At 67.2% G+C, this 24059-nt stretch carries 20 protein-coding genes; 7 read left to right on the top strand and 13 right to left on the bottom strand.

The annotated features are described in order from the left end of the window. Positions 1-15 precede the first annotated feature (15 nt). Entirely contained in the window at positions 16-738 is a 723-nt protein-coding gene (locus tag AC3WUT_RS29255) for an ABC transporter ATP-binding protein (protein WP_492350590.1), read from the bottom strand. A 274-nt stretch (positions 739-1012) separates the two neighbouring features. Continuing rightward, positions 1013-3079, bottom strand: a complete 2067-nt coding sequence (locus tag AC3WUT_RS29250) for a sigma-54-dependent Fis family transcriptional regulator (RefSeq protein WP_492350589.1) — start codon at positions 3077-3079, stop codon at positions 1013-1015. Positions 3080-3317: 238 nt separating this feature from the next. Between AC3WUT_RS29250 and pedF the strand changes: the two genes are divergently transcribed. Continuing rightward, positions 3318-3809 carry a cytochrome c-550 PedF gene (gene pedF, locus AC3WUT_RS29245; protein ID WP_492350588.1) on the top strand — a complete coding sequence of 164 codons (492 nt, stop codon included), beginning with the start codon at positions 3318-3320 and terminating at the stop codon, positions 3807-3809. Continuing rightward, a complete protein-coding gene (locus AC3WUT_RS29240) occupies positions 3806-4645 on the top strand; it encodes a substrate-binding periplasmic protein (protein ID WP_492350587.1) in 840 nt (279 codons plus the stop codon). Before pedF ends, AC3WUT_RS29240 begins: the two co-directional genes overlap by 4 nt. A gap of 100 nt (positions 4646-4745) precedes the next feature. Here the strand turns inward: AC3WUT_RS29240 and AC3WUT_RS29235 are convergent, their stop codons facing one another. After that, complete coding sequence (locus AC3WUT_RS29235) at positions 4746-5123, bottom strand: c-type cytochrome (protein WP_492350586.1); 378 nt, start codon at positions 5121-5123, stop codon at positions 4746-4748. Between the two features lie 299 nt (positions 5124-5422). On the opposite strand from AC3WUT_RS29235, the gene AC3WUT_RS29230 reads away from it, so the two are divergent. After that, positions 5423-6577 carry a pyridoxal-phosphate-dependent aminotransferase family protein gene (locus AC3WUT_RS29230; RefSeq protein ID WP_492350585.1) on the top strand — a complete coding sequence of 385 codons (1155 nt, stop codon included), beginning with the start codon at positions 5423-5425 and terminating at the stop codon, positions 6575-6577. A gap of 340 nt (positions 6578-6917) precedes the next feature. Here AC3WUT_RS29230 and AC3WUT_RS29225 read toward each other — a convergent pair whose 3' ends face one another. The 6 genes from AC3WUT_RS29225 to purU form a co-directional block, all read right to left on the bottom strand. Beyond that, the gene (locus AC3WUT_RS29225) at positions 6918-8420 is read right to left on the bottom strand and encodes an FAD-linked oxidase C-terminal domain-containing protein (RefSeq protein WP_492350584.1); all 1503 of its coding nucleotides are present in this window, start codon (positions 8418-8420) and stop codon (positions 6918-6920) included. A 224-nt stretch (positions 8421-8644) separates the two neighbouring features. Then, entirely contained in the window at positions 8645-10594 is a 1950-nt protein-coding gene (locus AC3WUT_RS29220) for a WS/DGAT/MGAT family O-acyltransferase (RefSeq protein ID WP_492350583.1), read from the bottom strand. Between the two features lie 82 nt (positions 10595-10676). Further along, positions 10677-11561: an esterase/lipase family protein gene (locus AC3WUT_RS29215; protein ID WP_492350582.1), complete on the bottom strand. Its 885-nt coding sequence runs from the start codon at positions 11559-11561 to the stop codon at positions 10677-10679. Further along, positions 11558-13246: a long-chain-fatty-acid--CoA ligase gene (locus AC3WUT_RS29210; protein WP_492350581.1), complete on the bottom strand. Its 1689-nt coding sequence runs from the start codon at positions 13244-13246 to the stop codon at positions 11558-11560. The genes AC3WUT_RS29215 and AC3WUT_RS29210 overlap by 4 nt, the downstream gene beginning before the upstream one ends. 650 nt (positions 13247-13896) lie before the next feature. Then, positions 13897-14799: a LysR substrate-binding domain-containing protein gene (locus tag AC3WUT_RS29205; RefSeq protein WP_492350580.1), complete on the bottom strand. Its 903-nt coding sequence runs from the start codon at positions 14797-14799 to the stop codon at positions 13897-13899. 38 nt (positions 14800-14837) lie between these two features. Continuing rightward, positions 14838-15686 carry a formyltetrahydrofolate deformylase gene (gene purU / locus AC3WUT_RS29200; protein ID WP_492350579.1) on the bottom strand — a complete coding sequence of 283 codons (849 nt, stop codon included), beginning with the start codon at positions 15684-15686 and terminating at the stop codon, positions 14838-14840. A gap of 239 nt (positions 15687-15925) precedes the next feature. Between purU and AC3WUT_RS29195 the strand changes: the two genes are divergently transcribed. Continuing rightward, a complete protein-coding gene (locus tag AC3WUT_RS29195; protein WP_492350578.1) occupies positions 15926-16486 on the top strand; it encodes a thioredoxin domain-containing protein in 561 nt (186 codons plus the stop codon). Between the two features lie 38 nt (positions 16487-16524). Here the strand turns inward: AC3WUT_RS29195 and AC3WUT_RS29190 are convergent, their stop codons facing one another. Next, positions 16525-17712 (bottom strand): NAD(P)-binding domain-containing protein, encoded by a 1188-nt coding sequence (locus AC3WUT_RS29190; RefSeq protein WP_492350577.1) that lies wholly within the window; start codon positions 17710-17712, stop codon positions 16525-16527. 136 nt (positions 17713-17848) lie between these two features. Here AC3WUT_RS29190 and AC3WUT_RS29185 point away from each other — a divergent pair, with 136 nt between their 5' ends. Continuing rightward, entirely contained in the window at positions 17849-19129 is a 1281-nt protein-coding gene (locus AC3WUT_RS29185) for an ATP-grasp domain-containing protein (protein ID WP_492350576.1), read from the top strand. Positions 19130-19146: 17 nt separating this feature from the next. On the opposite strand, the gene AC3WUT_RS29180 is transcribed toward AC3WUT_RS29185, so the two are convergent. Beyond that, complete coding sequence (locus AC3WUT_RS29180) at positions 19147-20004, bottom strand: ChaN family lipoprotein (RefSeq protein ID WP_492350575.1); 858 nt, start codon at positions 20002-20004, stop codon at positions 19147-19149. Positions 20005-20091: 87 nt separating this feature from the next. On the opposite strand from AC3WUT_RS29180, the gene AC3WUT_RS29175 reads away from it, so the two are divergent. Beyond that, a complete protein-coding gene (locus AC3WUT_RS29175; RefSeq protein ID WP_492350574.1) occupies positions 20092-21174 on the top strand; it encodes an AbrB family transcriptional regulator in 1083 nt (360 codons plus the stop codon). A 19-nt stretch (positions 21175-21193) separates the two neighbouring features. On the opposite strand, the gene AC3WUT_RS29170 is transcribed toward AC3WUT_RS29175, so the two are convergent. Beyond that, positions 21194-21478, bottom strand: coding sequence for a BTH_I0359 family protein (locus tag AC3WUT_RS29170; RefSeq protein WP_492350573.1), 285 nt, complete (start codon positions 21476-21478; stop codon positions 21194-21196). A 108-nt stretch (positions 21479-21586) separates the two neighbouring features. Then, complete coding sequence (locus AC3WUT_RS29165; RefSeq protein WP_492350572.1) at positions 21587-22741, bottom strand: DUF3108 domain-containing protein; 1155 nt, start codon at positions 22739-22741, stop codon at positions 21587-21589. 120 nt (positions 22742-22861) lie between these two features. On the opposite strand from AC3WUT_RS29165, the gene AC3WUT_RS29160 reads away from it, so the two are divergent. Beyond that, on the top strand, positions 22862-23875 hold the full coding sequence (locus AC3WUT_RS29160) for a fumarylacetoacetate hydrolase family protein (RefSeq protein ID WP_492350571.1): 1014 nt from the start codon (positions 22862-22864) through the stop codon (positions 23873-23875). The last annotated feature ends 184 nt before the right edge of the window (positions 23876-24059 follow it).

Below are 24059 nucleotides of genomic sequence, written 5' to 3'. Positions count from 1 at the left end.
AGGGCAGGGCGGCGTTCAGCCGCGGGCGGCGGTGCGCCGGATGAAGCCGGCCTCCAGGGTGTCGGCGCCCAGGGCCTGGGTGACTTCGGCCGGACTGCCGTCGGCCACCAGCCGGCCCTGGTGCAGCACCAGCACGCGGTCGGCCTGGGCGGCTTCCTCGACCCAGTGGGTGGCCCACAGCACGCAGGTGCCGCGTTGGGCCACGTCCTGGCGCACGGTGCGCAGCAGGTCGTGGCGTGAAGGGGGGTCCAGGCCCACGGTGGCCTCGTCCATCAGCAGCAGGCCGGGGCGGTGCAGCAGGGCGCGCACCAGCTCGACCTTGCGCCGGGTGCCGCCCGAGAGCTCGCGCACCGGGCGGTCCAGGTCTTTGTCCAGGCCCAGGCCGGCGGCATCGCTGGCGATGCGTTCGCGGCACAGGGCGCGCGGCAGCCCATGCAGGTCGCCATGGAACAGCAGGTTCTGGCGCACGCTCAGGTCCAGGTCGAGCGATTGCTGTTGAAACACCACGCCGATGCGTGCCAGCGCGCGGGTGGCGGCATGGCGCAGGTTCAGGCCATCGACTTCGATGTCGCCGCCGTCGGGCATGAACAGGCCGGTGAGCAGCTGGAACAGGGTCGACTTGCCCGCGCCATTGGGCCCCAGCAGCACGCAGAACTGGCCGCGGGCCAGCGTCAGCCCGAGTTGGTCGAGGGCCTGGCGGGAGCCGTAGCTTTTGCTGAGGTGGCGCACGGAGAGCATGGCAGGGTGAGGGTCGGAACAGGCGGATCGCCGATGCCGTGGTTCTGCAAAGCCCGTGCCGAAATGGGTTGTCAGGTGCCTCGCTAGGGGTTTACAGGGGGGGCGGTGCCCTCAGGGGCACTGTGTCAGCCCAGAACAGGGGCGATTCGGGCGTGCCGGGGCGCGCGGTCCCTGTCGTGTGGTGTCCTGCAACGGTGTTGCAGATCCGAGGTGTGACACCGGTGCGCCATCGGTGTCACGGCCGGCCCTGGTTTTCCCGGGGGGGGGCTGGGGCTCAGGCGGGTCGGTCGCCCACGGCCTTGAGCTTGCGGTAGATGGTGTTGCGGCTGATGTTGAGCCGCTTGGCGGCTTCGGTGACATTGCCGTTGCAGGCGGCCAGGGTCTGGCGGATAGTGCTGAGCTTGAGCTCGTGCAACACATCGCCCAGCGAGGCCGTTTCGCTGCCGCCGGCGGCCTGGGTCGGCAGGCTTGGGGCGGCGGTGGCGGCCTGGGCGGGCTGGCGCTGGCTGCGGGCGCTGCTCAGGTCTTCCAGGAAGTCCATGGGCAGGTGCACCCGGGTGATCTCGCGGTCGGTGCCGGCCATCACGCAGGCGGTGCGCAGCACGTTGTGCAGCTGGCGCAGGTTGCCGGGCCAGGCATGGGCCTCGAACTCGGCCAGCAGTTCTTCGCTGATGCCCAGCGGGTGTTGGGGCGAGAGCTGGCTGATCAGCCGCCGGCACACCGCGCGCAGGTCGGTGCGCTCGCTCAGGCGGGGCAGGCGGACGGCCAGGCCGTTGATGCGGTAGTAAAGGTCTTCGCGAAACTCGCCGCGCTCGATCATTTCGCGCAGATTGCGGTGGGTGGCGCAGACCAGGTTGATGTCCACGTCATGGGCCTTCTGCCCGCCCAGCGGCACCACTTTGCGTTCTTGCAGCACGCGCAGCAGGCGGGCCTGCAGCGACAGCGGCATGTCGCCGATCTCGTCGAGGAACAGGGTACCGCCGTGGGCCTGCAGCAGCTTGCCCGCCGAGCCGCGTCGCTTGGCGCCGGTGAAGGCGCCTTCCTCGTAGCCGAACAGCTCGGACTCGATCAGGGTTTCGGGGATGGAGGCGCAGTTCACGGCCACAAAGGCCTGGTCCTTGCGCTGGCTGGCACCGTGCAGGGCCGAGGCCAGCACTTCTTTGCCGGTGCCGGTCTCGCCCAGGATCAGGATCGGGATGTCGCGGTCGAGCACGCGACGCACCTGATCGACCACCTGGGCCAGGCGGGCATCGCCGCGGGCCAGCTCGTTCAGGTCGGGGGCGTGGCGTGCGGCGGTGGCTGCGCGCGAGCTCGCGGGCGTGGGCGCGACCTCCGGGGCCGGGCTGGCGGGCGTGGCGTGGGCTCGGGCCTCGTTGGCGCGAGGCTGGCCGAAGTGGAAGTGCTGCCCCAGCGAGGCATCGTTGCACTGGGCCCGGGCGTAGAGCATGCGGCCATCGGGCAGGCGCATCTGCAAGGGGGCCATGCTGTGGCTGCGCAAGCGGTCCATGAGGGCGCCGAAGTCCATGCCGAACACCACGCGCACGCCCTGGATGCGGGCCGCCGCGCTGCTGGTGCCCAGCAGTTGCAGGCCGGCGCGGTTGACGCCGAGGATCTTGCCGTCGGCCCCCAGCGCGATCACGCCCTCGACCATGGTGCCGATCAGCTCGGGCCGGAAATGGAAATGCAGGCGCAGGTTGCGGCTGAAGTTGTCGCAGAACCAGTAGTTCTCGATGGTGCGGGCCGCGACCCGCACCAGGGCCATGGTGTGGGGGTGGAAGCTGCCGTGCTCGCCGGTCACATCGAGCACGCCGATCACACCGCCGGAGTGGTCCATGATGGGCGAAGCCGAGCAGGTGAGCACGTGGTTGGACTGGATGTAGTGCTCGTTGGCATGGACGAAGATGTCTCGCTCGGTGACCAGGGCGGTGCCGACCGCATTGGTGCCCTTGGCCGCCTCGGACCAGCTGACCCCGGGGCGCAGCGCCACCCGTTCAGCGAAATCGACCGAGCCACTGTGGCCGGCCGACATCAGGATGGTGCCCTTGTCGTCGGCCAGGCACACGATGTTGCCGGTGCCGCTGACCTGCTCCAGCAGCATCTCCATCACCGGCAGGGCCTGGGCCTGCAGCCGGGCGCAGCGCTCCTGGGCCAGCTTGAAATCGGCCAGGGTTTCCATCGAGTAGTCGATGTGGTCTCGCGGGTTGAGGCCCAGCTCCAGGCAGCGATCGTGCGAATCGCGAATGACGCTTTCGTGGGGTTCGGCCAGGGTGACCAGGTCGCTGTTCATCGTGGCGCGCACAGGGGCAAAGCTGCGCAGCTCGTGAGGCACAAGGGGTTTCATCGCATTTGTCTCCTGCAGCCCTGGGGGGCTGTCATTTCTCGTATTTCGACTCGCTCAACAGGCTTGACTAGCAAATCCTGGTCCAGCGTCACAGATTGGAGCAGCGGCCTGCCACGCTATAGCGCAACGCGGCACATGTCATGCGGAGTTGCCCCAGGAGCACGCCCGAGGGTACGGGGCTTGGCATGCGCTTTGCTGACAAGTGCTCACTGCTTTTCAACAAAAACCCGGAGACACCATGAAACCGACTTCCTTTTTCTGCCGTCCTTTGCTGTGGGCCGGCGCCCTGTTGCTGGCCCTGAGCGGCGTGGCGCATGCGCACGGCGATGTCACGCCTCAGGCCGTGGACACCGGCAACCTGCCCAAGCTGGGCGAGGAATGGCGGGTGGACAACCCCTACAGCAAGAACCCGGAGGCGATCCGCATCGGCTCGTCGGGTTTCAACCAGAACTGCGCCCGCTGCCATGGCCTGGAAGCGATCTCGGGTGGCATCGCGCCCGACCTGCGTCACCTGGACGACGACTGCGCCTCCCTGCGCGACGCCAAGAAGCAACAGGCCTGCCTGCGCGACGTGAACGACTGGTTCGTCGGCCACTTCCGCCATGGCGTGACCCGCAACGGCGCGGTCTACATGCCCGGCTTTGAGGGCATCCTGTCGCAGGAAGCGGCCTGGGCCATCAAGACCTACCTGGAATCGCTGCGCGTCAAACCCCTGGCGGAGGCCAAGTGATTCAACGCCGCAACCTTTTGAAGGCCTGCTCGGCCCTGGCGACCGCTCCGATCGCGTGGCAGGCCCTGGCCCAGGAGGAGTCCGCCTGGGCGCGCATCCAGGCGCGCGGGGTGTTGTCGGTGGGGCTGTACAACGACAACCCGCCTTTCAACGTCAAGGGCAAGGGCATCGATGTGGAGCTGGCGCGCCTGCTGGCCGCCCAACTGGGCCTCAAGCTCAACCTGCTGCCTTTCGACGCCGACGAGAAGATGTCCGACGACCTGCGCAACATGGTCTGGAAGGGGCATTACCTGGGCTACGGCCCGGCCGATGTGCTGCTGCATGTGCCGGTAGACAAGCCCTTGATGGACGCCGAGCGCCAGGTGCTGATCTTCGGGCCCTACTACCGCGAACGGGTGGTGATGGCGCGCCGGCTGGACCGGCTGCCCGACCTGGAAAGCCTGGCCGGCCTCAAGGGCCACAAGGTGGCCGTGGCCGGGCAATCGCTGGCCGGTTGGCTGCTGATCGGTGCCGATCAGGGGGCCTACCGCGACCTGCTGACCACCCATTTGCCGGACGGGGTGGCGGCCGCTCGCCAGCTGCTGGAGGGCGAAGTGGATGCGGCAGCCGGCCAGGCCTCTGAGCTGTATTCGGTGCTGGGGGATGACAAGCGCTTCTTCATTGAAGCGCTGCCCATGCCGCGGGCGCCCCGCGATGGCTGGGCGGTGGGCATGGCCGTCAAGAAGCAGTCGGTGGAGCTGGCCCAGGCCCTGCAGGCCGCGCTCAATGCGGTGGCTGCCGACGGGCGGCTGGCCAAGGCCTTTGCCGCGGCCCAGGTGCCCTGGCAGGCGCCCTGACGCCGGTTGTCACCCGCTTCGGTCTGGAGCGTTCCAAAAAGTGACAGTCCCGCGCCGCCCCGGGTTTGCCCTGGGGCGGCGTTGTGCTTTCGGCGCGCTCTCAGGGCAGGTTCAGGATCCAGCCCACCAGCTTGCTCGCATCGGCCTGGCTGATGGCCACGGCGTTGGGTGGCATGGCCAGGCCGCTGGCCTGACCCTTCCAGTGGCTGTTGTAGGGGTTGGAGCCCTGCATCACGGTTCGCACCAGGGCGTCCGCGGCGTTCGCCTGGCCCTTGTACTTGTGGGCCACATCCTGCCAGTTGGGGCCGATGGGCTTGCTGCCATCCGCACTCTTGGCGCCAGACTCGATGTGGTGGCAGGTCATGCAGCCGCTGCCCAGGGCCAGGGCCTTCATCTGGGCGTCCAGGGGAGCGTCGGCCTGTGCGGCCTGGGCGCCCAGCAGCAGTGCGCTGAGCATCACGGTGGTTTTGAAAGACATGGTCCATCTCCTTGTCGTTGAACGGTACGGAACCCCCCGGTGGACAGCGGGCTGTGTCACACACCGTGTCACTTCGCGAGGGTTGAGCGCACTGGGCGCAAATTCCATGCCTTCAATGGGGTTTTCTGAGGGGCTTGCGCCGGTGTTTGCGCTGGGTCAAATGCGCGCCGGGTGCGGCCTGTGGCGCGGGCCCCGGACAGGGCAGCGGCCCTTCGGGGGCCGTGCTAAAGTGGGCCGGTTCCGGGGGCCACAGGCACGGATGGCGTGCCTCAACTCCCGGCGTCTGACGGAGACACAACATGCCCGGACTCTTGCCTCACGTGGACCCCGACGGTCTGCTCGAATTCTCGGTGGTCTACACCGATCGCGCGCTCAACCACATGTCGGCGCGTTTTCGCCGCGTCATGCTCGACATCGGCGACATGCTCAAGGAAGTCTATGGTGCCCACAGCGCCGTGCTGGTGCCCGGTAGCGGCACCTTCGGCATGGAGTCGGTGGCGCGCCAGTTTGCCGGTGGCAAAAAGGTGCTGATCCTGCGCAACGGCTGGTTCAGCTTTCGCTGGTCGCAGATCCTGGAGATGGGGGCGATCACGCCAGACGTCACCGTGCTCAAGGCGCGTCGCACAGGTGCCGGGGCGCAGGCCCCCTGGGCCCCCGCCCCCATCGACGAGGTGCTGGCCACGATCCGTGCCGAAAAGCCCGCCGTGGTGTTTGCCCCGCACGTTGAAACCGCCTCGGGCATGATCCTTCCCGACGACTACCTGCGCAGTGTGGCCGAGGCCGTGCACGAGGTGGGCGGCCTGTTCGTGCTCGACTGCATCGCCTCGGGGGCGGTGTGGGTCAATATGCGCGACACCGGCGTCGATGTGCTGATCTCGGCGCCGCAAAAGGGCTGGAGCAGCTCACCGGCCTGCGCCATGGTGATGATGTCCGAACGTGCGCGCCAGGCCATCGACGGCACCACCAGCAGCAGCTTTGCCTGCGATCTCAAGAAGTGGCTGCAGATCACCGAGAGCTATGAAAACGGCAGCCACGCCTACCACACCACCATGCCTACCGATGCCCTGGTGCGCCTGCGCGACACCATGAAGGAAACCCAGGCCCTGGGCTTTGCCCGCATGCGCGAAGCGCAATGGGCGCTGGGCCGGGCCGTGCGCACCCTGTTCGAGTCGCGTGGCATCCCGAGCGTGGCCGCGCCGGGCTTTCAGGCCCCCGGGGTGGTGGTGAGCTACACCGAAGACGCCGACATCCAGTCGAGCAAGAAGTTCGCCGGCGTGGGCCTGCAGACCGCCGCCGGCGTGCCGCTGCAATGCGACGAAGGCACTGACTTCCGCACCTTCCGCATCGGCCTGTTCGGCCTGGAAAAATGGCAGAACGTGGATCGCACCGTCGGCCAACTGGCCGCCGCCCTCGATCAGGTGGGCTACCCCGCCCGCGAACCTGTCGCCGCCTGACCCCCGCCGCGACGCTGCCGCTCATGACGACCGCGGCCCTGGCTTTGCCGGGTCGTTGGCGTCGACATCCAGGGGCTCGATGGCCTCAAACCGGGGCCCTACCCAGACATCTGCAGCCGGGCGCTGCATCTGAAGAAGCGGTGCCTCACCGTTCAAAAGGCTGCTGAGCAAGCCAAGCCAGCAGACACCGCGGAGCTGGCTTTGCCAGGCCGCTGGTGTCGTCCCCCTGGGGGGATGACGCTGAAGGCGGCTCAGGGGGGGATGTACCCAGGGCTGGACAGGGCGAAGAGCGTCCGCGTCTCGCGGCCGCACGGTGGCGCCGAAGGCGACTCAGGGGGGGTCAAAATCTAGGCAGATCCGGGTGCTTGATCTTCCCGCCGCGCACCAGCTCCTTGCCGTATTCAGCGCAGCGGTGCTTGCTCGGGATCACCTTGCCCGGATTGAGCAGGCCACGCGGATCGAAGGCGCGTTTCACCCCCAGCATCTGTTCGCGTTCTTCGGCGCTGAACTGCACGCACATGCTGTTGAGCTTCTCCACACCCACGCCGTGCTCGCCGGTCACCGTGCCGCCCATGGCCACACTGGTCTCCAGGATGTCGGCACCAAACAGTTCGCAGCGGTGCAGTTGGTCGGGGTCGTTGGCATCGAACAGGATCAGCGGGTGCAGGTTGCCGTCACCCGCATGGAACACGTTGGCACAGCGCAGCTGGTACTTTTTCTCCATCTCGCTGATGGCCAGCAGGATGTCGGCCAGGCGCTTGCGCGGGATGGTCGAGTCCATGCACATGTAGTCGGGGCTGATGCGGCCACTGGCCGGGAAGGCGTTTTTGCGACCGCTCCAGAAGCGCAGGCGCTCGCCCTCGTCGCGGCTCACCGCGATCGCGGTGGCGCCGCAACGCCGCAGCACCTCGCTCATGCGGCCGATTTCTTCTTCGACCTCTTCGGGTGTGCCATCGCTCTCGCACAGCAGAATGGCTTCGGCATTCAGGTCGTAGCCTGCGTGCACAAAATCTTCCACCGCGGCGGTCATGGGTTTGTCCATCATTTCCAGGCCTGCCGGAATGATGCCGGCGGCAATCACCTCGGCCACCGCATCGCCAGCTTTGCGCATGTCGTCAAAGCTGGCCATGATGCAGCGCGCCAGTTGGGGCTTGGGCACCAGTTTCACCGTGACCTCGGTGGTGACGGCCAACATGCCTTCGCTGCCGATCACGATGGACAGAAGGTCCAGGCCTGGGCAATCGAGCGCGTCACTGCCGAACTCGACCGCTTCGCCGGCCATGGTGTAGCCGCGCACCTTGAGCACGTTGTGAACGGTCAACCCGTACTTCAGGCAGTGCACACCGCCCGAGTTCTCGGCCACGTTGCCGCCGATGGTGCAGGCAATCTGGCTGCTGGGGTCGGGTGCGTAGTACAGGCCAAAGGGCGCCGCCGCTTCGCTGATGGCCAGGTTGCGCACCCCCCCCTGGACCACGGCCGTTCGGCTGGCCGGGTCGATGCGCACGATCTGGTTGAACTTGGCCAGCGACATCGTGACCCCCATCTTGTGCGGCATGGCGCCCCCCGACAGGCCGGTGCCGGCCCCACGGGCCACCACGGGTACTTGAAGCTCGTGGCAGGTTTGCAGCACGGCCTGCACTTCGTCCTCGGTCTCGGGCAGGGCCACCACCAGCGGGCGCTCGCGGTAGGCCGTCAGGCCGTCGCACTCATAGGGCACCGTGTCTTCGTTGTGCCACAGCAGGGCGTGGGCGGGCAGCACGGCCTGCAGGGCGGCCACCACCTGGGCCTGGCGCTCGGCGCGGTGGCGATGGTCGGTGGTCGGCGCGGACAAGGTGGCGTTCATGGCGTGAATCCGGACGGTTTCTGGTGAGCGTGCAGGCACACCAACGCACGCTGGCGGCCAGAGCCGGTAATTTAAGCCCAAACCGCCGCCGCCAACCATGAAGTTTCTTTCAGCGATGCGTGAAGAAAATGCCCCCGGCCAGCGGGCTGGCAGGGGGCCGGGTAGGGCACGGAGGGCGCGGCAGGGCGCCCGCAGGCTCAGTTCAGAGGGCGCCTCACGGTGCCTCACGCAGCGCTGGTCGCAGCGCTTGCCGTCACCGGGGCGGGTGAGGTGCTGCTGTTGTTGCTGCTGCTGTTGCCGTCCGCGCCGCCTGGGTTGACCCCGGTGTCTTTTGCGGTGCCCACCGTCGGTGCGGCTTTGGCCGTGGCCACGCGGCTGCGGGGGCTGGCCGGGCGTTTGACCGCGGCCGTGACGGGCGTCACCGCCGCGGCCGCCGCGCCTGGGCTGCGGCGCTTGGCCGCCGGGCTGGTCGTGGTCGCGATCGCGGTTGTGCGCCGGCGTGTTGCCGTGGCGGCAGGGCCGGATTCAGCTGCCGGTTTGCTGGCGGTCGAGGCCCTGCTGCGCCGTGGGGCAGGCACAGGCGAGGCACTGGGTGCGGCCCCGTTTGCAGCCCCGTTTGCAAGCCCGTTTGCAGCACTCTGCAGCGTGTCGGCAGGCGCCGCCGTTGTGCTCTGGCGGCTTTCGGCCGCGTTGCCCGCGGGTTTGTCTGTGGTTTTGGCCGGCGCCGCTGTGACCGCGGGTTTGCCGCCGTTGGCTTCGGCCTGCTTGGCCAGCGCCAGCAACTGCTGGTGCTCTTCCAACACAAAGTCGGCCAGTTCGTGGATCTGGGGCACCGCCTGACGGCAGGCGATCAGGCCGTAGTCGACCCGACCGTTGTAGCTTTGCACGGTCACGTTCAGGGCCATGCCATGGGTGGGGATCGACAAGGGGTAGTAGCAGACCACGCGGGCACCCGCACAGTAGAGGCTGTCCTGGATGCCGGCCACGTTGGAAATCAGCACATTGGCCAGAGGCGGCAACTGGTTGATGAGCTTGGAGCGCGCCAGCATGGTGTTGAGGCCCGAGATCAACCAGGGGGCGGCGAAGATCGGGTAGTCGGTGGGGATGGCCGCCTTGATCTGGCCCATCACCCCCTTGTTGGCCTGGGCCGCGTCGTGGATGGCGTGGAAGCGCTGGGCGCGGTCACCCTCCTGGGTGCACAAGGGCACCACCATCATGCTCACTTGGTTGTTGGATTTGCTGTCGCCCGGTGTGCGCAGGCTGACCGGAACGGCCGCGGTGAGGGACTTTTCGGGCAGGCAGCCCAGTTCGGTCAGGTAACGGCGCAGCGCGCCCGAGGTGGTGGCCATCACCACGTCGTTGACCGAGCCACCGAGGTGCTTGGCCACGTATTTCACTTCTGCCAGCGGCACGGTGCGCGCTGCAAAAGAACGTTGGTTGGTGATCGTGACGTTGAAAGGGGTACGGGGTGCCAGCAACTGCAGGTTTTTCGGCAGGCGCCAACTGCGCTTGCCGTCCTCGCCCGGGGCGGGCAGCAGCACGGTCTTGGCTGCACGGGCCATGGTGGGCGTCATGCGCAGCAGTTTCAGGTACTGGCGACCGGTGTTCTTGAGGGCGGCGGCGGCCAGTTCGGCCACGCCCAGGTCGCGCTGGCGTGCCGGCGGGCGTGGCAGCGGTGCAGGCACCACCCGGCCGTGCGCCACGCGGTCGAACAAGGCGTTGCCCAGGGCCACGCCTGATTGCCCGTCGATGCCGCAGTGATGCACCTTGAGGTACAGCGCCACCTGGCCACTCTTGAGTCCGGTGATCACGGCCACTTCCCACAGGGGGCGGCTGCGGTCCAGCAGCGAGGAGTGCAGACGGGCGACCAGGGCTTGCAGCTGGGCGTTGCTGCCCGGAGAGGGCAGGGTGATGGGGCGCACGTGGTAGTCCCAGTCGATGTCGTCGTCGCGTACCCACACCGGGTCGGACAGGTCGAAGGGCATCAGGGCCAGCCGGCGTGTCAGCAGGTCGGCGAGGTGCTGGCGCTCTTGCAGGTGATGGCGCACGTCTTCGCAGTAATCGCCTTGGTAGCCTTCGGGCAGGTCGAGCACATGCAGTGATGCGACATGCATCGGGGTTTCGGGACTTTCAACATGAAGAAAGGTGGCGTCTAGGCCGCTCAGATGGTCCATGGGGGTCTCCGGGATGATGGTTTGGATGGAGGGGACGGGGGCTTGCTTCGTTCGGGGCGCCGGTGAACGGATCCGGTGGGTTTCAGCGCGCGGCCCGCTGGCGCGGAAACAGCCAGCTTTCGGGCGGGGGTGGGGTGAATTTCTGCCAGTTGTCTTCGGTCTGTGCCAGGCGGTCGCCCACCGCGTACCAGACCAGGGGGTGGAAGCCCAGGCCCAGGTGACTGGCGCTGTTGATTTCGATGTTGTCAGTCGTTTCGCTGTCGTGCTCGACCGAGGCGGCCCAGGCCACCACGCTGTCGCCGCGCGAGTAGATCGAGGTGGTGGGCACGGGGGGGGCGCAGTCACCCCGGAAGGCCTTGATGTGTTCCGGGCGGGTTTCGTTGAACTGCTTGTAGATCTGCCACACCAGGGGGTTTGAGTCGGCCCCCGGCGTGCCGTACAACGGGCTGCCCAGGCTCATCACCTGGCGCGTCATCTCTGGCTCTTGGCGGGCCAGCTCGCGGGCAAACAAGCCGCCCAGGCTCCAGCCGATCAGGCTGACCTTGCCCCCACTGTCGTCGCGCATCTGCTGCAGGCGCTCACGCAGGCCTTCTTGCACGCCGGGGCGCGGGCCCAGGTTGCGACCCTGGCCCCAGCCACGGGGTTGGTAGCCCAGGCGTTTCAGAAATTGCCGCAGGGGGCGGGTCGAGGTGTCAGAGGCCATCAGGCCCGGCATCACCAGCACGGCGTGGCCATCACCGCGCGGTACCCGTTGCAACAGCCAGGGCAGGGCCAGCGGGATGGTGCTGGCCTCGATGAAGGCACGCCCCTCGATCATGGCCAGCCAGGCTGGCGGTGGGCCATCAACGGGTTGGGGGGACCATGGCGACAGCAAGGCTTGCCAGGAAAAGATGTTCGGCAAAGGAAATCCTGAGAAGTGACGTGGAAAGTGGGTGGCGGGGCCGTGGCGCATGGCTTGGGGGCTCATGGGCGGCGCGCCAGTTCATCGCGCAGCATCTGCTTGGAGAGCTTGCCCACGGCAGTCTTGGGCAGCTCGGTGCGCAGCTCGAGGGCCTGCACCATCTCGTGCTTGCCCAGGTGGTCGCGCAGATGGGCCTGCAGTTCTTCGAGCGTCAACTGATCGCCGGCCTGGCGCAGGCTGACAAAGGCTTTGGGTGACTGGCCTCGGTAGGGATCGTCTTGCCCGATCACCATCACCTCACGCACCAGCGGGTGGGTGTAGATGGCTTCTTCGATCACTCGGGGGTAGACGTTGAAGCCGCTGCACAGAAGCATGTCCTTGCTGCGGTCGACCAGGGTCAGAAAGCCGTCAGCGTCCAGGTGGCCCACGTCGCCGGTGCGGAAGAAGCCATCCGCCGTGAAGCTGGCGCGGGTGGCTTCGGGGTTCTTCCAGTAACCCTGCATCACTTGAGGGCCGGCGATCACGATCTCGCCGATTTCGCCTGTGGGCACGGGCTCGTCGTGGCCCCCCAGCCGCAGGATCCGGATCTCGACTTGCGGTGCGGGAATGCCGCAGGCGCCGGGCTTGCGCAGCCCCGTGGTGGGCGTGAAGGTGCCGATCGAGCTGGTTTCGGTCATGCCCCAGCCCTCGGACAGCATGCAGTGGCTCAGTGCTTCGAACTGGTGCAGCAGCTCGACCGGCAAGGGGGCGCCGCCTGAGCCACAGGTCTTGAGTGAATGCAGGTCGTAGCGCGATGCGTCGGGGTGGTTGACCAGGGCTGTGAACATGGTGGGCACGCCCGGAAAGCAGCTGATGCGTTTGGTGGCGATGTCGTGCAGGATCTGGCCGGGGTCGAACTTCAGCACCAGCACCAGTTCGGCCGCCAGTTTCACGCCCACCAGCAGGTCGATCACCATGGAGTACACATGGAACAAGGGGAGGGCCACCAGAATCCGCTCCTGGCCCGGTTTGAGCTGGGCGCCGCCCAGCGAGGTGACCTCGGCGGCCTGATCGGTGGCCGCGCTCAGGTTGGCGTGGCTCAGCATGGCGCCCTTGGGGTGGCCTGTGGTGCCGCCGGTGTATTGCAGCACCGCGATCTCGTCGAGCCCACCAGCCCCTGCCGAGCGCACCGGCCGGGCGCCCTGGCGGAACAATGCCGCGTAGCGCAAAAACTGGGGCCCCTCGGTGGGGACAAAGGGGGCATCGTGTCGCAAGTGGGCATTGGCGGCCGCTTCGTCGGCGCCAAAGTCGTCCAGCGAGCCCACGATCAGATGGCGCAGGCGAGTCTGGCCCGGCAGCTCGTGCACCTGCCCGTACAAGGCCGGCAGATCGAGCGTGAACAGCATGTCGGTTTCGCTGTCCTCGATCTTGTGGGCAATGGTGTTGCGCGCATCCAGCGGCGAGTAGTTGACCACCGTGCCGCCGGCGCGCAGTACGGCAAAGAAGCTCACCACATAGTGCGGTGTGTTGGGCAGGTACAGCCCCACATGCACGCCCGGGCCTACGCCCAGATACTGCAGACCGGCCGCCAGTTCATCGACCCGGCGATCCAGCTCCTGGTAGCTCATGCGTCGGCCCAGAAAGTCGACCGCCGTCTGGTCAGGCCAGCGACGGGTTGCGTCGCTCAGCAACTGGTCGATGCGCCGTGGCAACAAGGTCATGTCCCAGCGAGCCCCTTCGGGGTAGGACGCGATCCAGGGGAATGCTTTCATGGGGGTACCTCATGGAGAAAATCGATGAACGGCGTCGGCCCTGCAGAGCCCTGTTCAGGCCACGCCAGCCCCTCAATTTCCCCGAGCCCCCCGGCCCTTCGTGTCGCGTACAGAACTGTTGAAAGTAATAAAAAATCAGATATGAAATAAATGAGAAATAATTGTTCCGGTAGTGCTTGAAAGCGTTTCAAAGAGTGTTTTTCTTGGGGTGACTTGCTTGTGGCCGTCAACGCAGACACCAACCGCCCCTCGGCAGGACCATGACCGCTGGTCAGGCGTGCCGACCCTGGCCGTGCCCGAGCCGGTCAGCCCCTGTGTCAGGGCCTGAACCCTCCGCCCCACAGCGCTTTTGCGACCGGTCATGCCTGGGGGCACCCAGGTCACAGCCTGCCTTCTGCGGGACCAGGTCGCTCAAGAAGTGAAGAGATGGGCCCGCACCGGGTGGAACAGGCCGAAGAGCACCCGCGTCTCGCGGCCGCACGCGGGCGTGACATGAAGTGAGGGGCCGTCAGGCCCGCTTGGGGTCGCAAGCGACACAAAGTGTGCGACGGTGGACGGCGCAAACCTTCTTTTGAATTCGGCAGGCTTCAAACGAAGAGGTCAGGCCGGCGCCGGGCCGCCCCAAGGCGGCCTGCGGCCCCCTTGGGGGCCTACAGGAGCGCCTTGCGCAACCACTCCGCGAAGGCCGCGCATTCCCAGCGGTCCATCGAGCCGGTGCGCCAGCACAGGTAGTGCGCGTGCGGGCTGGTCACATTGCGGTCGTACAGCCGCACCAGGGTGCCGGCCTCCAGCCAGGGGCGGCCCAGCTTGAGCCGCACCAGGGCCACGCCCATGCCGGCCGAGGCGGCGTCGCACATCAGGCCCACGTCGTTGAACTGAGAGCCTTCGGCCGGCTCGGGCCAATCCAGGTTGTGGGCCGCGAACCAGGTACGCCAGGGTTCCAGCGGGCTGCGCAACAGGGGCACGCCTTCCAGATCCTCAGGCCGGTCGAAGGGGCCGTGTTCGCGCACAAAGGTCGGCGAAGCCAAGGGCGTTACGTCATCGCCCGCCAGCTTGACGTGCTCCAGATCGGCATAGCGCCCCGGGCCGAAGCGCACGATCAGGTCGGCGTCTTCCGCGATCACGTCCAGCAGAGGGATCGACACGTGCAGGGCCAGATCGATTTCGGGGTAGGCCTCGGTGAACTGCTTCAGGCGCGGGATCAGGATGGAGCGCGCAAACGTGGGCGTCACGGCCAGCTTGAGCTTGCGCTTGCCGCTCACCCCGGGGGCGCCCGGGAACTTCTGCAGCGCGTCCAGCCCTTCGCGCACATGGGCCAGGTACTCGCTGCCTTCGGTGGTCAGCGAGAAGTCGGCCCGACCGAACAACTTGGTGCCGATGATCTGTTCGAGTTGGCGTACCCGATGGCTCACCGCGCTCGGGGTCACGCACAGCTCTTCGGCGGCCTGGGTCACGCTGCGCAGGCGCGCCAGGGCCTCGAAGGTGAGCAGGCACTGGATGGGCGGAATCCGCTGGGCCTTGCCGTTGGCCGCACTCTGGCGTTCGTCTTCCATGCTGCTCCTTGCGCGGATGCCGTGGCGCGTGGGTGCGCTTACTTGAAGATCACGGTCTTGTGACCGTTCAGCAAGACGCGGTGTTCACTGTGCCATTTCACGGCGCGGGCCAGCACCTGGCTTTCGGTGTCGCGGCCCAGGGCGGTCAGGTCTTCCACGGTGCGGCTGTGGTCCACGCGCGCCACGTCCTGCTCGATGATCGGGCCTTCGTCGAGGTCGGCCGTCACATAGTGGGCGGTGGCGCCGATCAGTTTCACGCCACGGTCATGGGCCTGGTAGTACGGCTTGGCACCCTTGAAGCTGGGCAGGAAGCTGTGGTGGATGTTGATCGCCCGGCCCGCCAGCTTGCGGCACAGGTCGTCGCTCAGGATCTGCATGTAGCGTGCCAGCACCACCAGCTCGGCGCCTTCGGCTTCGATGATCTCGAATTGGCGGGCTTCGGCCTGGGCCTTGGTGGCGGCGGTCACCGGGATGTGGTGGAAGGGCACGTTGTAGCTGGCCGCCAACTGGTAGAACTCACGGTGGTTGCTGATGATGGCGCGGATGTCCAGCGGCAGCAGGCCCGACTTCCAGCGGAACAGCAGGTCGTTCAGGCAATGGCCCTCCTTGCTCACCAGCAGCACGGTGCGCACCGGCTCGGAGGTGGCGTGCAGGCTCCATTTCATGGCAAACCCGTCGGCAAACGGGGTCAGTTGGGCCTTGAGCTCGTCGTAGCCCAGCTGTTCGCAGGCAAATTGAACGCGCATGAAGAACAGGCCGGTGGCCGGGTCGTTGTATTGCGCCGCTTCCTCGATGTTGCCACCCCGTTCGAGCAGGAAACCGGACACAGCGTGAACAATCCCCGTTCGGTCGGGGCAGGACAGGGTGAGAATGTAGGCTTTGGTCATAACCCCCGGATTGTCGCAGCACTCGACCGGGCGTGACGATGAGCGGGTATGTGTGGCTTTGGATGCCCGCGTGACCGATCGGCCTGGGAGGGCTCATGGCGTCAGGGGATGACCACTGCTTTGATCTGATCCGAAAATACAAAATACCTGCCAGCGCGCTGCAGGCTCTGAAGCTGGCCGGCCCCGGGTGACCGGGCTGGGCCAGGCCGACGAGAGGGCGCCGCAAAGGAGAACATGTGATGAGCAACGACTCGGAAACTTCATCGACAGCGCATCGTGTGCGCTGGGGCATTGGGCTGCTGGTGCTGTTGCTTCTGGTGGCTGGCGGCTACCTGTTGCGCAAATCCTGGCAGGCCCAGGAAGCGTCCGCTCAGGCCCCGGCCTGGCCCGAACTGGCCTTGCCGCAGCTGGCCGATGCGGCCCGCATGGGCCCGGCCCAGTGGCGTGGGCAGGCGCGCGTGGTGCACCTGTGGGCATCGTGGTGCCTGTCTTGCCGTGAAGAGGCGCCCAATATGCTGGCGCTGGCGGCCACCCTGAGGGCCGATGGCCGTGCTGAACAACTGATCGGCCTGAATGGCGGCGACAAGAGCCAGGACGCCGTCAACTACCTGGCTTACTTCGGCAATCCCTACTGGACCACCCTGGTGGACACCGATGGCGAGTTGCAGCGCCGCCTGAGCAGTGGCAAACCCCCGCAGACCTGGGTGTTGAACCCGCAGGGGCGCATCGTGTTCCAGTTCTCGGGGCCCCTCACCCTCGACGTGATCCGCCACGAGATCCTGCCCCGCCTCCAGGACTGAGGGGGGGCACCGAGGCAGGGCTCGGTCCCTGGCAGGGCTCAGGCCAGCGCCCGAGCCAGTCGGCGGGCAGCAAAGTCAGCGCCGTACGCAAACCGCAGCAAGGGGCCGAAACTGTTGGCGGCGATTGCCCCGGCAAAGTACAGGCCGGGTACCGACGACTGGAAGTTGTGGTCCAGCACGGGTGTCCGGGCCACCGTGCGGATGCGCTCGCGCAGCGACGGGGCCAGAAAATCCAGCTGATCCAGGTCGCTGCGGTAGCCGGTGGCCGCGATCACATGATCCACCCGCAAGCGGGGCTGGCTGCCATCGCCAGCCAGAAACTCCAGCACCACCTGGCCTTGTTCCAGTGCGGCTGAGCGCAACTGCCAGCCCGCGTGCACCGGCAGCTTGCCCAGCACCTGGTCTCGCATGAACCAACCCGGAGCCGGCCCCAGATGGCGCTCGACCGCGCGCAATCGAAGTGACTCCGGCAGGGCGTGAAACACCTGTGGGAATTGCGTGCACATGAACGATTTCCAACCGGGGCCCAGGCCGGAGTCTGGTTGGCGCAGGCGTTGCGCCAGCGAGCGCGGACCCGCCGGCGGGTTGTGAAAGCGAACCGGGTGGCGTGACACCAGTTCAGCCTGAGCCCCGTGGGTCTGCAACAGCCCGGCCGTGTCACCCGCCGAGGCGCCGCCGCCCAGCACCGCCACATGGCGGCCCGCGAAAAGGCTCAAGTCGGTGTGGTTCGAACTGTGGCTCAGGTGGCTGGCCGGCAAGTTGCGCAGGGCCTCGGGGATGTAGGCAAAAGGTTTGATGCCGGTGGCCACCACCACGCGGCGGGCTTGAACGGTGCTTCCGTCGGGGAGCGTCAGCGAAAAATGGTCGCCATTCTTCGTGACCGACCGCACCAGGGTCGGGTCGACATCGGGCACCAGCTTGCGCTGGAACGCTTCGGCATAGTCGCAAAACGTCTCCAGCGTGACGGGAAGGCCCATGTCGGCATAGGGCACGCCCTGGGCTTGGCACCAAGCCTGCAGGGTGTAGCCCTGGCCCGGGGCCGACAGGCTGGAGGCAAAACCGTCCGACTTCAGGCACATGCCCTGGGGCATGTGATCCCGCCAGAACGACATGGTCCGACCGAAAACCTTCATTCGCCTTGAGGTAGGGCGCAGGTGGGCGGCCAGTGAAAGACCGTAGGGGCCGGCACCCAGTATGGCGATGTCGATATCGGTGGCTGAACTCAAGCGAACTCCCTCAGGCTGTTGGTGTCTCGGCCCAGTCAAGGCCGGTGGTCATCTTTATAATTTTATTAACACATTCTTACATCAACGCGCATGCATCGCCGGCTTCGGCGGTCTTCGCCCAGGGAGCCCCGTCACCTTGAAAAAACCTGCCCTCCTGCTGGTCACCGGCAAATGGTGGCCCGCAGCGGCCCGTCTGGCCCTGGCCCTGGTTCAACAGGGTTGCCGGGTTGACGTGCTTTGCCCAACCGGCCATCCCGTGCTGCAGGTGCCCGGCCTGGGGCGCTGCTGGCATTTTGCGATGCGAGATTCCCTGGGCAGCCTGCGCGCCGTGCTGGGGCCCGGGCACGGCTACCGGATGATCCTGCCCTGCGACGATGAGGTGGTGGCACAGTTGATCACCCTGCATGAGCAGGTGCCGGTCCTGCGTCACCTGATCGAGCAGTCCATCGGGCCGGCCCCTGCGCACGCCACGCTGCTGCAGCGGCATCAATTGCTGGTGACGGCCCAATCGCTGGGGTTGGATGTGCCGGAGCACCGCCACCTGGACTCCCCCCAGGACCTGCTGTTCTGGTTCCGCGAAGGCCATGGCCGCAGCGTGCTGAAGCGGGATCTGAGCTTTGGTGGCGCCGGCGTGCGGGTCGTGAATGACCTGGCCGAGGCAGAGGAGGCCTGCCGGGCATTCTCCCGCTCACTGCGCTGGCGCTCGCTGTGGCGCCGGCTGCTGGTCGAGCGTGACCCCCTGGCCTGGTGGAGTCGGCGCCTGCCAGGGCGTGGCCAGGTGCTGGTGCAACGCTACATCGAGGGGCGGCCTGCCAACACCTTGATGCTGTGCGAGCAGGGACGGGTGCTGGCCCTGGTGTCCCTGGCAGCGGTGGAGACCCACGGTGCCACGGGCCATGCCACGGTGGTGCGCCGCATCCGCCATCCGGGGATGGAGGCGGCCGCGCGGCGGCTGTGTGCCCACCTGCAACTGACGGGCCTGCATGGTCTGGATTTCATGCTTGAGAAGGACAGCGATCGCGCCTGGCTGATCGAGCTCAATCCGCGTTGCACCCAGTCGGCGCATCTGGCCTGGGAGGACCAACCCAGCCTGGCTGCGGCGCTGGCGGCCCGCCTGCGTGGTCACTCGCCCCTGGCCGTGCGGCAGACGCTGACCAACGACCTGGTGTCCTTGTTCCCGCAGGTGCCCCTGGGTCAGGCGCTGGGCGAGCACGATGTGCCCAACGGCCAGCCTGCCCTGGTCCAGGCCCTGGCCGATCCGCCCTGGCCGCGGCGCTTGTGGACTTACCGGCTGCAGACCCGGCTGCGCCCGCCCAGAGCCGTGAGCCGCGTGCGTTATGAAGATCCACCTGGGCTCGGGCCGGTGCCGCCGGTCAACGGCGCATCGCCCAGCGATCAGTCGCCGCCCCCGGCCTGACGGCCCCGGCCGGGGATTCAGTTCAGCTGCATGCGTCGGCGCAGCTCACTGCAGTGATCGCGCTCGGGCTGGCGCGGGCTGACCCACAGCAGATCGGTTTCTGCCGCTCCGCTCGGGCTGCGCAGGGCATCAGCCACCGGGCTGCCCTCGACCGCCGCCACCAGCACGCGGGTGTTCAGTTCGTCAGGCAGGTGCGCCGGAATGCCCACCGGGCGCAGCACATGGCCGGCGCCTGCCAGCAGCAGCACCGTGCGACCGGGCGGGCGTGGTGCCTTCAGCACGGCCTGGGCCATGGCCAGATCGCGCGCTATCTGGATGCGGGTCATGGGGGCCACCTGGGCTTCGTCCAGCAGGCCACAGTGGCTGTCCCGGATGGCGGCGCGCTGGCGCTCCAGCGCCGGCTGCAGCAGGCGCAGGTCCAGGCTCATGTCTTTCATCGCGGGTCGCTGTCGCTCCCGGGGCAGGTTGGCCCCCAGCACCGGCACCCCGGCTTCCACGGCGGCCATGATGGCCGGTGCATAGTCGGCCCAGGGCCAGCCGGCATCGTTCCATTGCAGCGCTTGCTTGACCTGGGCCTCCTTGGCTTGGCGGGGCAGGCCCCGGGTGTCGTGGCCCTGGTCAACCATCTCAAGCAGCAGGGCAGACAAGCGGTTTTGGACCGCGAGGATTTCCACCACCTGGCGTTCCCATTGGTGGTGGGCGGCGGCATCGTGCTGCTCGCCCAGCAGCAGCACATCCGCGGGCAACAGGCTGGAGAGTTGGCGCGCGGGCAGGTCGGACGAGTGGCTGGCGCAGCCCAGCAAGGCGGCCATGGCAAAGCAGCAAGCCAGCCATGCCCGGATGCGAGGGCGTTCAAGACAAGGGAAAACACGCATGCGCGCATACTATCCCGACTCTGGCGAGGCACGGGCATGGCCTTGGGGCCTTGCCGGGTTTGGCCCCTGTTCTGCCTGTCTGCCTGAATGCCCACCCGCCTATCCGACGCGCTGCGCGCCGCGCTGACCCTGCTGCTGGCCTGGCTCATCGCCCAAGCCTTTGTGGCCGTGCACATCCCTCTGCCCTGGATGCTGGGGCCGCTCTTGTCGGTGGCTGCCGCCAGCATGGTGGGCCTGCCAGCGCTGAGCCTGGCCCCCTTGCGCAACCTCGGGCAGTGGACGATTGCCGCGGCGCTGGGCCTGTATTTCACGCCCGAGGTCACCTCGCTGGTGCTGGGGCTGTGGTGGGCCATTGCGCTCGGCATTGCCTGGGCCCTGTGTCTGGGCTGGGCCTTTGGGCAATGGCTTTGCCTGCGCAACCGGGCCTTGCTCAGCGGGCTGGACGAGCCCGCGTTGCGGGCCACCACCTTTTTTGCCGGCGCCATCGGTGGCGCCTCCGAGATGACCTTGCTCGCGGAGCGAGCCCAGGCCCGCACCGAACTGGTGGCGGCCAGCCACTCGCTGCGGCTGGTCATCGTCACGGTGTTGATCCCCTTTGCCTTCACCTTCAGTGGCCTGCATGGGCTGGATCAGGTGTCCAGCGCGGCGCGGGTGGTCAATCCGGCAGGGCTGGCCGGGCTGGCGGCGGCCACCGGGGTGGGCGCACTGATCATGCATCGGCTGGGGCGCGCCAATCCGTGGTTTCTGGGTTCGCTGGTGGTGTCTGCGGCCATCGCCATGTCGGGTCACACGCTGTCGGCGGTGCCGCAGTGGATGTCGAACGCGGCGCAGATGGTGATCGGGGTGAGCCTGGGAGTGCGTTTCACGCCGGGATTCATCCACACGGCACCGCGCTGGATGGCGTCGGTGGTGCTGGGCACCTTGGCCATGGTGTTCTTGTGTGCCGGCTTTGCCTGTGTGCTGGGCTGGGCCACCGGCCTGCACCCAGCCACCATGGTGCTGGGCACCTCACCCGGCGGCATTGCCGAGATGTCGATCACGGCCAAGGTGCTGCAACTGGGCGTGCCGGTGGTCACCGCCTTTCAGGTGTGCCGCCTGGTGGCCGTGTTGCTGCTGGTCGAGCCGCTATACCGCGCCCTGTGTCGGCGCTGGGTACCCGGCAGGGCATGAGCCGCCTCAGGCCAGGGCCTCAGTGCACCAGCACCGGGTTCTGGGCCAGGCCGGAGTAGCGTTCGAGCGTGTTTTCCACTTCTTCTTCGGTGGGTGCGTTGAGCTGCCAGCCCAGGATGATCTGCTGGAACATCTCGGCCCACGAGCCGTCGAGGTACACCTCTTTGCCCGAGCGTTTGTCCACGATCTCGAAGCCATGGCGGGCCAGTTGCGGCCCGGACGGCGGCTGGGTCGTGGGTGTCAGGTCCAAGTCGGGCACCAGGTGCACCACCACAAAGGAGTCGGAGTCATAGAGCATTTGCATGAGATGGATTCCTTCTGAGTCTCATGGTAGATGGCAATGACCGTGCCAGTTTCAAGATCTGCGTAAATCCTTGGGCGCTGCGGGTTTTCAGCAACACCCGGGCCGGCTTCAGGGCTTGAGCACACCGGTCAGCTGCTGATCCACGAAATCGCCCTGCGACTGCGTGATGCGGATGCGCGCCGGCAGGTAGTGGATGCCTGGGGCCAGCCACAGCTCGACGCGGGTGTCGAACTCGGTGCGGGGGGCGCGTGTGATCTTGAGGGTGGGCAGTGGGCCCTGGGCCAGGGCCAGCTCTTCGGGGCCGTCCACCACGAACACCCAGGTTTCGGCATCGCGTGGACCCACCGTGGGCACGGTGATGCGGGTACCAGGGCCGAACTGGGTGGGGTCGGCAGCCACCAGCGAGGCCAGCTGCATGAACACACTCAGGCGGTCCTGCATGCCGGGCAGCAACACCGCGTCGGGGGTGTTGGCGCTGAAGGTGACCTTGCCCTGTTCGGCATCAAAGTGCGCGGCCTGCTCGTTGCGTACCTTGTCGCCAAAACGGGTTGGCGCCAGACCGGCTGAGGTGATGCGGCCCCGACTGGTCTGGCTGCGCCCCCCGATCAGGAACATCTTGACCGAGGCCTGCGCCTCGTACTGGCTTCCGTCGTGGGTCCAGCTCATTTCACCGTTGGCCTGGTAGTTCAGGTGCTTGACCTCGGCCGTGACCGCATAACTCAGGCGGATCGGCGGGGGCACCTTCACGCTCAGGGTGCGCTGCTCGGCGGTGGCCGGGCTGACCTCGGGGGCCTTGGCCACGGGGGGGGATTCCGGCCCGGTCACCAGCGGCGGCAGGGGGGGGGGCGCGGCGACGGGGCCGGGCTCCTGGGCCGGGGCCGGGACATCACCGAGGGATTCGGGCGAGGTGGCCGCCGGGTCTGGCCGGGTGTCGCTGGTCACGGGGCTGGTGGATTGGGGCGCGGGGATGCTGCGGGGCGGGTGCCGAACCACGCGGGGCGGGCGTGCCGTCGCGCCCGGGGGGGCCGCCGGGGCCGACACCTCCACCCGCCGCGTGCTGAACACGGGCAAGGGCAGGGCGGCCACCCGGGTGCCTGGCCCGTCGCCCGCCGGCAGCAGGCTGCGACCCTGCCAAAGCAGCGCGGCGTGCAAGGCCAGCACCAGCACAGTGAGGCCGATCAGGGCCCGGCGTGAGGGGCCACTGCGTTCGGGCCGGTGCCGCGCAGAGGCTGGACTGCTGGCATGTTGCTGTTCCGTGCGCACTAGAATCCGCTGCTTTCCTTGGCTTGAACCGATTGAACCACGCGTCCTGGGCCGGCGCCGTGGGTGCTTGCAAAAGGCCCTCAGCCCCCTCCAACCCCCAACGCCGGAGCCCCACTCAACATGAAACTCGCCACCTACAAAGACGGATCGCGTGATGGCCAACTGGTCGTCGTGTCGCGAGATTTGGGCACCGCGCATTATGCGACCGGCATCGCCACGCGATTGCAGCAGGTGCTGGACGACTGGAACTTCCTGGCCCCGCAGTTGCAGGACCTTTACGAGCAGCTCAACCAGGGCAAGACCCGCCACGCCTTTCCCTTTGACCCGGCCCAGTGCATGGCCCCCCTGCCGCGGGCCTACCAGTGGGCTGATGGGTCGGCCTACCTCAACCATGTCGAGTTGGTGCGCAAGGCACGCAATGCCGAGGTGCCTGCCACCTTCTACACCGATCCGCTGATGTACCAGGGTGGTAGCGATGACTTCATCGGTCCCTGCGACGATGTGGTGGTGCCCAGCGAAGACTTCGGCATTGATTTTGAAGCCGAGATCGCTGTGGTGACCGGTGATGTGCCCATGGGCACGCCACCCGACCGAGCCCTGGATGGCATCCGCCTGGTGATGTTGGCCAACGACGTGTCGCTGCGCAACCTGATCCCGGCCGAACTGGCCAAGGGCTTCGGCTTCTTCCAGAGCAAGCCCGCCACCGCGTTCAGCCCGGTCGCGGTCACCCTCGACGAACTGGGTGACGCCTGGGAACAGGGCCGCGTCCACCTGACCCTGGAATCGACCTGGAACGGCCGCAAGGTGGGCCAGTGTGAGGCTGGCCCCGAGATGACCTTCCACTTCGGCCAGTTGATCGCCCACATCTGCAAGACCCGCAACGTGCGTGCGGGCACCATCGTGGGCAGCGGCACGGTGAGCAACCAGGGCGTGACCGACGCCAAGGGCCACACCGAGTGGCCCAAGGGCTACAGCTGCATTGCCGAGAAGCGCTGCATCGAGACGATTCAGAACGGGCAGCCCAGCACGGGGTTCATGAAGTATGGGGACTCCATTCGCATCGAGATGAAGGGGCGCAACGGGCAGAGTCTGTTTGGGGCGATTGATCAGAAGGTGGTGGAGATGGAGGGCTGACCTGGCGGTCTGCTTGGAGGGGCTGTTGTTGGAGTAGGGGGCTTGTGCGCTGCCCGTGCGTTGGGGGCTTTGTGTTGCCGCTGCGCTCTGGTGGTTCTGCTTTTTTGTTGAGGGCGGAGGCCGGGGATTCGTCCCGGCGGCCGAGGCACTTTTCTTTGCTTCGCCAAAGCAAAGTACCCAAAAG

Source organism: Curvibacter sp. EU05-FHT14A10 (assembly GCF_058791075.1).
The sequence above is the reverse complement of the archived record's forward strand: the minus strand, read 5'-3'. Positions and strand labels throughout refer to the sequence as shown.

What these genes read in the sequence shown, in the direction of transcription:
- AC3WUT_RS29250 (WP_492350589.1), bottom strand. Translation starts at nt 3,079, where the DNA reads ATGAAACCCCTTGTGCCTCACGAGCTGCGCAGCTTTGCCCCTGTGCGC.
- AC3WUT_RS29235 (WP_492350586.1), bottom strand. Translation starts at nt 5,123, where the DNA reads ATGTCTTTCAAAACCACCGTGATGCTCAGCGCACTGCTGCTGGGCGCC.
- pedF (WP_492350588.1), top strand. Translation starts at nt 3,318, where the DNA reads ATGAAACCGACTTCCTTTTTCTGCCGTCCTTTGCTGTGGGCCGGCGCC.
- purU (WP_492350579.1), bottom strand. Translation starts at nt 15,686, where the DNA reads ATGACCAAAGCCTACATTCTCACCCTGTCCTGCCCCGACCGAACGGGG.
- AC3WUT_RS29255 (WP_492350590.1), bottom strand. Translation starts at nt 738, where the DNA reads ATGCTCTCCGTGCGCCACCTCAGCAAAAGCTACGGCTCCCGCCAGGCC.
- AC3WUT_RS29210 (WP_492350581.1), bottom strand. Translation starts at nt 13,246, where the DNA reads ATGAAAGCATTCCCCTGGATCGCGTCCTACCCCGAAGGGGCTCGCTGG.
- AC3WUT_RS29180 (WP_492350575.1), bottom strand. Translation starts at nt 20,004, where the DNA reads ATGCGTGTTTTCCCTTGTCTTGAACGCCCTCGCATCCGGGCATGGCTG.
- AC3WUT_RS29230 (WP_492350585.1), top strand. Translation starts at nt 5,423, where the DNA reads ATGCCCGGACTCTTGCCTCACGTGGACCCCGACGGTCTGCTCGAATTC.
- AC3WUT_RS29225 (WP_492350584.1), bottom strand. Translation starts at nt 8,420, where the DNA reads ATGAACGCCACCTTGTCCGCGCCGACCACCGACCATCGCCACCGCGCC.
- AC3WUT_RS29195 (WP_492350578.1), top strand. Translation starts at nt 15,926, where the DNA reads ATGAGCAACGACTCGGAAACTTCATCGACAGCGCATCGTGTGCGCTGG.
- AC3WUT_RS29175 (WP_492350574.1), top strand. Translation starts at nt 20,092, where the DNA reads ATGCCCACCCGCCTATCCGACGCGCTGCGCGCCGCGCTGACCCTGCTG.
- AC3WUT_RS29170 (WP_492350573.1), bottom strand. Translation starts at nt 21,478, where the DNA reads ATGCAAATGCTCTATGACTCCGACTCCTTTGTGGTGGTGCACCTGGTG.
- AC3WUT_RS29215 (WP_492350582.1), bottom strand. Translation starts at nt 11,561, where the DNA reads ATGAGCCCCCAAGCCATGCGCCACGGCCCCGCCACCCACTTTCCACGT.
- AC3WUT_RS29220 (WP_492350583.1), bottom strand. Translation starts at nt 10,594, where the DNA reads ATGGACCATCTGAGCGGCCTAGACGCCACCTTTCTTCATGTTGAAAGT.
- AC3WUT_RS29160 (WP_492350571.1), top strand. Translation starts at nt 22,862, where the DNA reads ATGAAACTCGCCACCTACAAAGACGGATCGCGTGATGGCCAACTGGTC.
- AC3WUT_RS29205 (WP_492350580.1), bottom strand. Translation starts at nt 14,799, where the DNA reads ATGGAAGACGAACGCCAGAGTGCGGCCAACGGCAAGGCCCAGCGGATT.